At 70.2% G+C, this 10,808-nt stretch carries 10 protein-coding genes; 2 read left to right on the forward strand and 8 right to left on the reverse strand.

The window, feature by feature from the left end:
* Positions 1–42: 42 nt before the first annotated feature.
* Together ACFC8N_RS06445 and ACFC8N_RS06450 are read right to left on the reverse strand one after the other, a co-directional pair.
* On the reverse strand, positions 43–906 hold the full coding sequence (locus ACFC8N_RS06445) for an ABC transporter permease (RefSeq protein WP_356021424.1): 864 nt from the start codon (positions 904–906) through the stop codon (positions 43–45).
* Positions 896–1,711, reverse strand: coding sequence for an ABC transporter ATP-binding protein (locus ACFC8N_RS06450; protein ID WP_376286977.1), 816 nt, complete (start codon positions 1,709–1,711; stop codon positions 896–898). Before ACFC8N_RS06450 ends, ACFC8N_RS06445 begins: the two co-directional genes overlap by 11 nt.
* Positions 1,712–1,868: 157 nt before the next feature.
* Between ACFC8N_RS06450 and ACFC8N_RS06455 the strand changes: the two genes are divergently transcribed.
* Positions 1,869–2,561, forward strand: coding sequence for a response regulator (locus ACFC8N_RS06455; RefSeq protein WP_356021420.1), 693 nt, complete (start codon positions 1,869–1,871; stop codon positions 2,559–2,561).
* A gap of 16 nt (positions 2,562–2,577) precedes the next feature.
* Here ACFC8N_RS06455 and ACFC8N_RS06460 read toward each other — a convergent pair whose 3' ends face one another.
* The 6 genes from ACFC8N_RS06460 to ACFC8N_RS06485 form a co-directional block, all read right to left on the reverse strand.
* Entirely contained in the window at positions 2,578–4,170 is a 1,593-nt protein-coding gene (locus tag ACFC8N_RS06460; protein ID WP_356021419.1) for a cation acetate symporter, read from the reverse strand.
* The gene (locus ACFC8N_RS06465) at positions 4,167–4,715 is read right to left on the reverse strand and encodes a DUF485 domain-containing protein (protein WP_356021417.1); all 549 of its coding nucleotides are present in this window, start codon (positions 4,713–4,715) and stop codon (positions 4,167–4,169) included. The genes ACFC8N_RS06460 and ACFC8N_RS06465 overlap by 4 nt, the downstream gene beginning before the upstream one ends.
* Positions 4,716–4,784: 69 nt before the next feature.
* Entirely contained in the window at positions 4,785–5,477 is a 693-nt protein-coding gene (locus tag ACFC8N_RS06470) for a response regulator transcription factor (RefSeq protein ID WP_362822507.1), read from the reverse strand.
* On the reverse strand, positions 5,474–6,625 hold the full coding sequence (locus ACFC8N_RS06475) for a histidine kinase (RefSeq protein ID WP_356021413.1): 1,152 nt from the start codon (positions 6,623–6,625) through the stop codon (positions 5,474–5,476). Before ACFC8N_RS06475 ends, ACFC8N_RS06470 begins: the two co-directional genes overlap by 4 nt.
* Positions 6,622–7,143 carry a DUF1453 domain-containing protein gene (locus ACFC8N_RS06480; protein ID WP_376286983.1) on the reverse strand — a complete coding sequence of 174 codons (522 nt, stop codon included), beginning with the start codon at positions 7,141–7,143 and terminating at the stop codon, positions 6,622–6,624. The genes ACFC8N_RS06475 and ACFC8N_RS06480 overlap by 4 nt, the downstream gene beginning before the upstream one ends.
* A gap of 752 nt (positions 7,144–7,895) precedes the next feature.
* On the reverse strand, positions 7,896–10,019 hold the full coding sequence (locus ACFC8N_RS06485; RefSeq protein WP_356021409.1) for a DNA topoisomerase IV subunit B: 2,124 nt from the start codon (positions 10,017–10,019) through the stop codon (positions 7,896–7,898).
* Between the two features lie 440 nt (positions 10,020–10,459).
* On the opposite strand from ACFC8N_RS06485, the gene ACFC8N_RS06490 reads away from it, so the two are divergent.
* A complete protein-coding gene (locus ACFC8N_RS06490) occupies positions 10,460–10,690 on the forward strand; it encodes a hypothetical protein (protein WP_069778326.1) in 231 nt (76 codons plus the stop codon).
* Positions 10,691–10,808 lie beyond the last annotated feature (118 nt).

Below are 10,808 nucleotides of genomic sequence, written 5' to 3' on the forward strand. Positions count from 1 at the left end.
CGGTGCGGGAAAGGCGTGGGGGGCTGGTTCGAGAGGGGCCGGTCAGTCGTCGGAACCGGCGGGCTTCCAGCGGAAGATGCGGCGCTCGGCGAAGGTGAGCAGCCCCTCGGCGACGAGGGCGACGAGGGCGAGGATGACCATCGCCGCGTAGACACCGGCCGCGTTGAAGGTGTTCTGCGACTGCGAGACGAGCAGGCCGATGCCCTTGGTGGCGCCGATGTACTCACCGACGATGGCGCCGATCAGCGCGAAGCCGAAGCTGACGTGCAGGCTGGTGAAGATCCAGGAGGTGGCCGACGGGATGACCACCTGCAGGGTCACCCTGCGGTCACTGGCACCCAGGATGCGGGCGTTGGCCACGAGGTTGCGGTCCACCTCCCGGGCGCCCTGGAAGGCGTTGAAGAACACCGGGAAGAAGACGAGCACGACGGCCGAGGCGACCTTCGAGGAGGGACCGAGGCCGAACCAGATCAGGAAGATGGGTGCGAGGACGATCCTGGGGATCGAGTTGAGCACCTTGATGTATGGACCAAGCACCTCTGCGAGCAATCTGATCCGCCCGAGCGCAATACCGAGCAGCACACCGGCGACCACACCGATGATCCAGCCGAGCAGTGCCTCGTAGAGCGTGTACCAGATCTGTTCGCCCAGGGATCCGAGCGCGGTGCCGTGCATGACCCAGGTCCAGATCTGGTCCCAGATCTTCGACGGCATCGAGAAGTTGAACGGGTCGATCGCCTTGGCCCGGGACAGTCCCTCCCACAGACCGAGGACGGCGACCAGGAGCGCCACGCGCACGGCATTGACGAAGACCTTGCGGCGGCGGGCGGCCTGAGCGCGGCTCTGCGCGCGATCGGGGACCTTGGCGGTCTCGACGTCAGGTGTGCTGAGAACGTCAGGCGACACGGGCGGCACCCCTCTCGCGGGTGATGCGGACCTCTTCGCCGAGCGACTCCCAGATCTCGCGGTAGATCTCGATGAACCGCGGCTCCAGGCGCACCGATTCGACCTTGCGCGGCCGCGGCAGATCGATGTCGAAGACCTGCTTCACGGTCGCGGGCCCCGCGGTCATCACGACCACCCTGTCGGCGAGCGCGATGGACTCCTCCAGGTCGTGGGTGACGAAGACGACGGAGGCGCCCGTGCCCTCCCACAGCTCCAGCAGCTCGTCCGACATCAGCGCCCTGGTCTGCACGTCGAGCGCGGAGAACGGCTCGTCCATCAGCAGGATCTCGGGGTCGTTGACGAACGTGGCGGCGAGGGCGACGCGCTTGCGCTGACCGCCGGAGAGCTGGTGCGGGTAGCGGTCCTCGAAACCGGAGAGTCCGACCCGGGCCAGCCAGTCCCGCGCCTTCTCCTTCGCCTCCGCCTTCGGCACGCCCCGGAAGCGCGGGCCGGCCATCACGTTCGACAGCACCGTGCGCCAGGGGAAGGTGGCGTCCTGCTGGAAGACGAAGCCGACCTTGTCGCCGACGCCGCCGACCGGCTCCCCGGCCACCAGCACCTCGCCCTCGCTGGGCTCCTCCAGGCCGCTGACCAGCGTCAGCGTGGTGGACTTTCCGCAGCCGGTCGGTCCTACGACGGCCACGAACTCGCCGCGCCGCACGGTGAGGTCCAGGCCGCGCACGGCCGTGTGCAGTCCCCCGGACGGGGTTCTGAAGGTCTTGCTCGCGCCCCGCAACTCGATGGCGGGGCTGGTGTGTGCGCTCATGGCCCGGACGGTAGGTGTGGCTCCGGCCGCAGCAGGAGTCTTGTGGGCACAAGCCGTTCTTTTGCTCGCAGGAGCCTGTTGTGCTCTTTTTGCTCGCGCTACAACTGCGGAGCCGAAACACGGGTTTAACACCCGTCGGCCTTGAAGGAGAGGCCTGATGATTGACGTCCTGGTCGTGGACGACGATTTCCGCGTCGCAGAGATAAACGCCAAGTACGTGGGAAAGGTTCCCGGGTTCCGGGTGACCGCCCGCGCGCACAGCGCCGCCCAGGCGCTGTCGGCCGTCGAACGCGGCAGCGTCGACCTGGTCCTGCTCGACCACTTTCTGCCGGACCGGACCGGCCTCGACCTCGTCCACCGCATGCGTGAACAGGGCCACCGCACGGACGTCATCATGATCACGGCGGCCAGCGAGGTGACGACCGTTCAGCAGGCGATGCGCCTGGGCGCCCTGCACTACCTGGTCAAACCGTTCACCTTCGCCGCGCTGCGCACCCGCCTGGAGTCCTACGCCGCCCTGCGCCGCACCGTGGACCGGGTGGGCGGCCACGGCCTGACGGGCCAGGAGCAGGTCGACCGCATCTTCGGAGCACTGCGCACAGCCCCCGCACCGTCCGCGCCCGGCCTGCCGAGCGGTCACTCGGAGCCCACGACGGACCTGATCTGCGGCGTCCTGCACCGCGCCGACCAGCCGCTGTCGGCCCACGAGGTGGCCGCCAGGACCGGCCTGAGCCGCTCCACGGCCCAGCGCTACCTCCGCCATCTGGAACAGGCCGGCCGGCTGCGCCTCTCCCTGAAGTACGGCGACACCGGCCGTCCGGAGCACCGCTACGCGTGGGTGGCGCCGTAACGATCCGTCCGGCCCGCTACGCGGCCCCGGCACCGGTCAGCGACCGCACCTCGGTCTCGGCGTACTTGGCCTCGTCCGCGACCTCGGCCGAGGTGACCGTGCCCAGCCAGCCGGCCACGAAGCCGAGCGGGATGGAGACGATGCCCGGGTTCTGGAGCGGGAAGTACTGGAAGTCGACGCCCGGGAACAGCGAGTCCGGGCTGCCGGAGACCACCGGGGACAGCAGGACGAGCCCCAGCGCCGGGAGCAGCCCGCCGTACACGGCCCACACCGCGCCGCGGGTGGTGAAGGCGCGCCAGAACAGCGAGTACAGCAGCACGGGCAGGTTCGCCGACGCCGCGACCGCGAACGCCAGGCCCACGAGATAGGCGACGTTGAGGTCGCGGGCCAGCAGGCCGAGTGCGATCGCCACGACGCCGATGCCGAGCGCCGCGAACCGTGCCACCACGACCTCGCCGCGCGGCGTGCCGGGCGACCGCCGCAGCGACGCGTACAGGTCGTGCGCCACCGAGGCCGACGAGGCGAGCGTGAGGCCGGCGACCACGGCGAGGATCGTGGCGAAGGCGACGGCGGCGACGACCGCGAACAGAACCGTTCCACCAGTGGAGCCCGCGCCGCCGCCCAGGTCGAGGGCGAGGAGCGGCACCGCCGTGTTCCCGGCCGCGTTCGAACCCCGTACGGCATCCGGCCCGACCAGCGCGGCGGCGCCCAGGCCGAGGACGATCGTCATCAGGTAGAAGCCGCCGATCAGCCCGATGGACCACACGGCGGAACGGCGGGCGGCCCGCGCGGTGGGCACCGTGTAGAAGCGGGACAGGATGTGCGGAAGTCCCGCCGTGCCCAGCACCAGGGCGAGCCCGAGGCTGATGAAATCGAGGCGGGCGGTCCAGCTCCCGCCGTACTTCAGGCCCGGGGCCAGGAACGCCCTGCCGTGACCGCTGCGGTCCGCTGCCGTGAGCAGCAGCCGGTCGAAGTCGCCGTGGAAGCGCAGCAGGACGAGCACGGTCAGCACGACCGTCCCGCTCAGCAGCAGCACCGCCTTCACGATCTGGATCCAGGTGGTGGCCCGCATCCCGCCCAGCGACACATAGATCACCATGAGCGCGCCGACCCCGATGACCGTCCAGGCCCGGGCCGCCCCGCCGGTCCGCCCCATCAGCAGCGCCACCAGACTGCCCGCACCGACCATCTGCGCCACCAGATACAGGACGGACACCGTCACCGAGGACGTTCCCGCCGCGATCCGCACCGGCCGCTCGCTCATCCGCGCGGCCACCACGTCGGCAAGGGTGAACCGCCCGCAGTTGCGCACCAGTTCGGCCACCAGGAACAGCACCACCAGCCAGGCCACCAGGAATCCCACGACATACAGCAGCCCGTCGTATCCGTAGAGCGCGATCAGCCCGGTCACCCCGAGGAAGGAGGCCGCCGACATGTAGTCACCCGCGATGGCGAAACCATTTTCCATCGGGGAGAACAAGCGTCCGCCCGCGTAGAACTCCTCCGCCGAACCGCGCCGCCACCGACTCACCCACGTCGTGATCCCGAGAGTGACGGCCACAAAAGCGCTGAACAGCAGCAGCGCCAGCGTCTGATGGCCACCGGTCACGAGGCACCTCCCCGCGCCTCGCGGGTCAGCTCCTGGGTGTCCCAGCGCAGCTCCAGCGCCGCGCGGTCCCGCCGCAGCCGCGCGTGCCGGGCGTAGGCCCACGCGAGCAGGAACGTGCTGAGGAACTGTCCGAGCCCGGCCAGCATGCCCACGTTGACCGCTCCCGCCACGGGCCGGGCCATGAGTCCGGGCGCGGCCGTGGCGGCGACCACATATCCCACGTACCAGACGAGGAAAGCGACGACTCCCGGCACGACGAACCGCCGGTACCTGCTGCGCACCTCCTGGAACGCCGCGCTGCGCTGTACCTCGACGTACACGTCACGCGTGCGAACCGCCGGTCCGCTCTGCTCACCGCGAGCGGACGGCACCACCGACGCCGGCATGCCCGCGCCGTCCAGCTCACCCCAGCCGGACGCCAGCGCGTCGTACCACGGGTCCTCGTACATCGCGTCGTGCGAGGGCGTGCCGTGCTCTTCCTGGCTCCCGCCCGAACTCTCGGGACCGTCCCCGGCTCCGCGGGCACGACCGTTGCTTGACTGCATGCCCAAGGATGGACAGATCGGGAAGTTCCCTGACTCTTCTTCCCCCGGCTCTTCACCCCATCAGGTGATTCACTGTGTGGGCGGCCTCACCAGCCCCTTGCCGTAGGCGTAACGCACCGCCTGCGCCCGGTCCTTGAGGCCCGTCTTGGCGAAGAGGTTGTTGATGTGCGTCTTCACCGTCGCCGTCGACACATGCAGCCTGCGGGCGATCTCCTGGTTGCTGAGCCCGTCGGCGATCAGCACCAGGACCTCGGTCTCGCGTGCGGTCAGCCCGTCGGGCGCGACATCGGCGGGTTCCGGCCCGGGCGGGTGCTCGGGCTGCGACAGCCGCTCCAGCAGCCTGCGCTGCACACTGGGAGACAGCCCCGCGTCCCCCGACAGCACGCTCTCCACGGCCCTCACGATCTCGTCGCCACCGGCGTCCTTCGTCAGATAGCCGCGGGCACCCGCGCGCAGCGCGGGGAACAGCGACTCGTCGTCCGCGTACGTGGTGAGCACGACGACCTGGGTCCTGGGGTACTGCGACCGGATCCGCCGGGTGGCCTCCACGCCGTCGCAGCGGGGCATCCTGAGGTCCATCAGGACGACGTCCGGGGCGAGTTCGCCGACCAGCTGCACCGCCTCCTCGCCGTCTCCCGCCGCACCGACGACCTCCACGCCGGACAGCAGCCCGAGGAGCATCACGATGCCTTCCCGGACCACGGTCTGGTCGTCGGCGACCACCACCCGCGCGGGCTTCTTCTCTCCCTCCGTCTCGGTCATACCGGCACCTTCAGCGTCACCACGAACCCCTCCTCGTCCGGACCCGCGTCCAACGAGCCGCCCAGCAGCTCGGCACGCTCGCGCATACCCAGCAGACCGTACCCGCCGCCGGATCCGGTGAGTTCGCCCGGCAGCCCGCCCGAGTCCCTTACGTTCAGCGTCACTTCGTGGTCGCTGTAGTCGAGCCACAGCTGCACCTTGGCGCCCTGGGCGTGCTTGCGGACGTTGGTGAGCGCCTCCTGCGCGACCCGGCGCACGGTCTGGGAGGCCTCGGCCGGCAGTGGTCTGCGCTCACCCGTGACGGTGACCTCGGCGCCGTCGGCTCCGGTGACGAGTTCGCTCAGGAAGTCTTCCAGCGGGGTCAGTTCGCCCCGCAGCGCCGACAGTGCCTGCCGGGTCTCCGCGAGCCCGTCGCGGGCCATTCCGCGCGCGGCCACCACCCGCTCCAGGATCCGTTCGCGGTCGGCGCCGTTCTCGATCAGCAGCCGGGCCGCCTCCAGGTGCACGAGCTGAGCCGAGAGGCTGTGGGCCAGCACATCGTGGATCTCGCGCGCGATCCTTGTGCGCTCGGCCAGTGCCGCGGACTCGGCCTCGGCGGCCCGGGCGGCCCGCTCCTGGGCGAGCAGCCGCTGCGCGCTGCCACGGGCTTCGGCGTCCAGCCGCAGGACGTATCCGGCGAGGGCCATGCCGGCCACCGTGGCCGCCGTGGTCAGCCAGACGTCGTTGTTGAACGCGGAGTACGACGCCAGGGCCACCGAGGTCACGGGCACGGCCGCTGCGAGCGGCAGCCGCTCCAGGGCGCTGATCCCGCATCCGCACCAGAGCACCAGGGCCGGTCCTCTGAACCCTGTGGCCTCGGCGGCGACCGCGATGGCCAGGAGCACACCCATGAGCGCGAGCGAGGAGACCAGCCGGTGCTGGTAGGTGGTCCGGAAGAGGGCCCAGGAGACGGCGGCGGCGAGGAGCACCCCGGCCGCTGCCCCGAGCGCTCCTGCGAGGTCGACGTGTTTCTGGTTGAACGCGCCCCACAGGAGCAGCGCGAGCACGAGGAGCCGCACGGCCCAGGCGAGCATGCGCCGGGGCCGGCTGATTCCTGCACGGCCGAGCGCCTCGCGCGACGGCCAGCGGGTCCAGAGGTTCTCCGTCACACGCTCTCCTTCCGGGCCGTCCACATGTCGTCACCGTACGCCGGAGAGGCACGGGTCGCGGTGCCGAGGGATTGGGCCCGCCAGACCAGGACGCCGCCGCGGACCAGCAGGGTGCCGGCGAGGCCGAGCATCAGGGCCGAGCTGTCCTGGTGCAGGCCCAGCGCGGTGCCGAGGGCGTAGATACCGATCCGCAGGGCGATGCCCACGGCCCACACGGCGCCGCTCGCCTTGGTGCTCTTGGTCCACACGACGCCGTCCGGAGCGGTCCAGAGGCGGGTGGTCCAGGCCCAGCCGGCGCCGGTGGCCACCCCTATGAGCACCTCCACGGCGAGCAGCGCGGCGGACTCCGTGCGGTGATGTGCGTCGAGGATGCCGGGCTCGCGCAGCGCGACGACGGCGAGGATCACGGGGATCAGCCACCAGCGCCGGTCGGTGTTGATCGCGCGGGCGCGGAACTGCCGCACCATCACTATGGCGACCACGGCCACGATCACCAGCGCGTTGACGAGCCCGGACATCAGAGCCTCCGTGAGCGGGAAGGTAGTGCCGGAGCAGGCGCTGCCGACACCAACGACGCTACGGAAATTCGCAGGTCCGGAGATCGGAGCGGAGGTGGATCACGGGTGGAAACCTCGGGCGGCTCATCTCCACCCACGGGTGTAGACGCCGGGCGAAGAAGACGCCGGGAAGGGACGAGGCAGGGGGCACCGGGGCAGGGCGGGATGGTGCCGGACGCGGTGCTGGACCTGGCACTGGGTGCGCTGAGGGGCGAGCAGCAGCGGGAGATCGGCACGGCGCCGGTGTCTGGGTGCGGGTGACGGGTGGCCTGGCGACGGAGCCCGGAATCCGGGTGGAGATGACAGCTCAGGGGCGGCGGGACGGGGAGGACCCGGAGCGAGGTGTCGTGGGAGTGCGACGGCCGATCCCGATCGGCTTGGGGAAGACCACGGTGACTCGGCCGGGCCGACGCCACGGCTGCGGCGGGCGTGATGCACCGGCGCGACAAGGCGGCGGCCCGGGCCCGCCGGAGCGGCCCGAGATCCGCACCGGCTGGCCGGCCCTGCCGGCCCGGCTACGCGCCGGACCACCTCAGGCGGCCCGGACAGGCACCCAACCGCGACCGCGACGCCGACCCGCGCCGACCCGGCCCCGCTCGCCGCCCCAGGGCCAAGGCCCCGCATCCAGGCCGCGCTGCCTGCACGACCCGTCGGATCTGCCTCGCTCCGGCCTGCCGGGACACCCCCCGGTCGGCCGGAGCCCGGCGCAGCGGCTACGCGTCGATGCGCGAACGGTCGAGCGTCGCCGCCGAGCTGGAGATGAACTCCTTGCGGGGTGCCACGTCGTTGCCCATCAGCAGGTCGAAGACCTGTTCCGCAGCTTCCAGGTCGGCGAGGTTGATCCGGCGCAGGGTGCGATGGCGCGGGTCCATCGTGGTCTCGGCCAGCTGGTCGGCGTCCATCTCGCCCAGACCCTTGTAGCGCTGGATGGAGTCCTTGTACCGGATCCCCTTGCTCTGGAACTCCATGAGCTTGTCACGCAGCTCGCGGTCGGAGTACGTGTAGACGTACTTGTCCTGGCCCTTCTTGGGCTGGACGATCTCGATCCGGTGCAGCGGCGGCACCGCGGCGAAGACCCGGCCGGCCTCGACCATGGGCCGCATGTAGCGCTGGAAGAGCGTGAGCAACAGGCAGCGGATGTGGGAGCCGTCCACATCCGCGTCGGTCATCATGATGATCTTGCCGTAGCGGGCCTGGTCGATGTCGAAGGTGCGGCCCGAGCCCGCTCCTATGACCTGGATGATGGCACCGCACTCGGCGTTCTTCAGCATGTCGGTCACCGACGACCGCTGGACGTTGAGGATCTTGCCCCGGATCGGCAGCAGGGCCTGGAACTCGGAGTTCCGCGCCAGCTTCGCCGTACCGAGCGCGGAGTCACCCTCGACGATGAACAGTTCGCTGCGGTCGACGTCGTCGCTGCGGCAGTCGGCGAGCTTCGCCGGCAGGGACGAGGACTCCAGGGCCGTCTTCCGCCGCTGGGCGTCCTTGTGCTGGCGGGCCGCGACGCGCGTACGGGCGGCCGCCACGACCTTCTCCATGACGACCCGGGCCTGCGCCGCGGCGTCGCGCTTGGTGGCGGTCAGGAACGCCTTCAGTTCCTTGGTGACCACGTTGTTCACGATGCGGCGGGCCGCCGAGGTGCCGAGGACCTCCTTGGTCTGGCCCTCGAACTGCGGCTCGGCCAGGCGCACGGTGACGACGGCGGTGAGGCCCTCCAGGGCGTCGTCCTTGACGATGTTGTCCTCGGCCACGCGCAGCATCTTCTTGGCGCGCAGCACATCGTTCATCGTCTGCGTGAGGGCCTGCTCGAAGCCGGCCACGTGGGTGCCGCCCTTGGGCGTGGCGATGATGTTGACGAAGGACCTGACGGTCGCGTCGTAGCCCGTGCCCCAGCGCAGCGCGACGTCCACGCCCAGTTCGCGGGTGACCTCGGTGGGCGTCATCTGGCCGTGCTCGTCCAGGACCGGGACGGTCTCCTTGAAGGTGCCCTGTCCCGAGAACCGCAGGACGTCACAGACCGGCTTGTCGTTCGCCAGGTACTCGCAGAACTCGCTGATGCCGCCGTCGAAGCGGAAGGACTCCTCGCCCTTGCTGCCGCCCTCGCCCAGCCCGAACTCGTCACGGACGACGATCGTCAGGCCCGGCACCAGGAAGGCGGTCTGCCGGGCGCGCTGGTGCAGGTTCTCCAGGGAGAGCTTGGCGTCCTTGAGGAAGATCTGCCGGTCGGCCCAGTACCGCACGCGCGTGCCGCTGCGGGTCTTCGGGACCTTCCTGGTCTTGCGCAGGCCGCTCTTGGCCTCGAACTTCGCCTCGGCACCGTCGCCGGCGAAGGCACCCGGCACGCCCCGCCGGAAGCTGATGGCGTGCGTGTGGCCACCCCGGTCCACCTCGACGTCGAGTCGGGCGGAGAGGGCGTTGACCACGGAGGCACCGACGCCGTGCAGACCGCCGGAGGCGGCGTAGGAACCACCGCCGAACTTGCCGCCTGCGTGCAGCTTGGTCATCACGACCTCGACGCCGGACAGGCCGGTCCTCGGCTCGACGTCCACGGGGATACCCCGGCCGTTGTCGCGCACCTCCACGGAGCCGTCGTCGTGGAGGACCACCTCGATGTGGTCACAGACACCCGCGAGGGCCTCGTCCACGGAGTTGTCGATGATCTCCCACAGACAGTGCATCAGACCGCGGCTGTCGGTCGAGCCGATGTACATGCCCGGGCGCTTGCGCACGGCTTCGAGGCCCTCGAGGACGAGCAGGTGCCGCGCGGTGTAGTTGGAACCGTCCCGGTCTGCTCCTGCCAGCAGCGCTGTGGACGGCACGGACGTATCGGCGGTCACGCGGTTCGCTCCTCGCTGAATTTCAGTTGACCCCTTGTTGGGTAAGGGGGCGGCTTCGGTTGCCGCTCAGAGGGTACCGAGGCCTGGTAGAGCCGGTGTAACGCCACCCTCGTCGAAAACTCAGACTAGTCCAGTCTCGCATGCGTGTTCGATCCCTCGTTGGAGTGAAGCACACATCACGTTCCCTTGGAGGCATGAACCATTTAGGCTCCGGGCACGTCCTCATGAACAACCGGCAACCCGGCCGGGAGGACCGAGACACAACACTGCGCGAAACCGTAAGCACGCAAGAGACGCACTACGGCACATTCGCCGCCAACCGGCAGCAGACAGCCGCCCCGGAAGATTTTTTTCGAGGAAAAGCCACGAGCGGGAACGTTTTCGGGCTGGTTGGATGTTGACCCTGGTACGACAGCTCGTCGAGCTAGAGAAGAGGCGACGTGACTACTGTTCTGACCCCCGCGAGCCCGCTGACGGCCGCCGATCGCTGCGACCGCTGCGGCGCCCAGGCATACCTGCGCGTCGTCCTGCTGAGCGGCGGAGAACTGCTCTTCTGCGCCCACCACGGTCGCAAGTTCGAGCCGGAACTCAAGAAGATCGCCGCTGAGATACAGGACGAGACGGAGCGGCTGACGACCGTTCCGAACACCGCTTCCGAAGAAGAGCGCTGAATCTCGCACACACGACGAGCCAGCGCCGGCACAAGCCGGTGGAAACGGGCGGGGGGGGCCCCCCCGGGGGCCCCCCCCCGCCCCGGTCCCCCGGGGGGGCCCCCCACAGGCACCCCCG

The sequence above is a fragment of the Streptomyces sp. NPDC055966 genome (genome assembly GCF_042269865.1).
GTDB lineage: Bacteria > Actinomycetota > Actinomycetes > Streptomycetales > Streptomycetaceae > Streptomyces.

Coding starts and splice junctions, on each gene's coding strand:
- ACFC8N_RS06480 (WP_376286983.1), bottom strand. CDS start 7,143: ATGTCCGGGCTCGTCAACGCGCTGGTGATCGTGGCCGTGGTCGCCATA.
- ACFC8N_RS06455 (WP_356021420.1), top strand. CDS start 1,869: ATGATTGACGTCCTGGTCGTGGACGACGATTTCCGCGTCGCAGAGATA.
- ACFC8N_RS06450 (WP_376286977.1), bottom strand. CDS start 1,711: ATGAGCGCACACACCAGCCCCGCCATCGAGTTGCGGGGCGCGAGCAAG.
- ACFC8N_RS06470 (WP_362822507.1), bottom strand. CDS start 5,477: ATGACCGAGACGGAGGGAGAGAAGAAGCCCGCGCGGGTGGTGGTCGCC.
- ACFC8N_RS06465 (WP_356021417.1), bottom strand. CDS start 4,715: ATGCAGTCAAGCAACGGTCGTGCCCGCGGAGCCGGGGACGGTCCCGAG.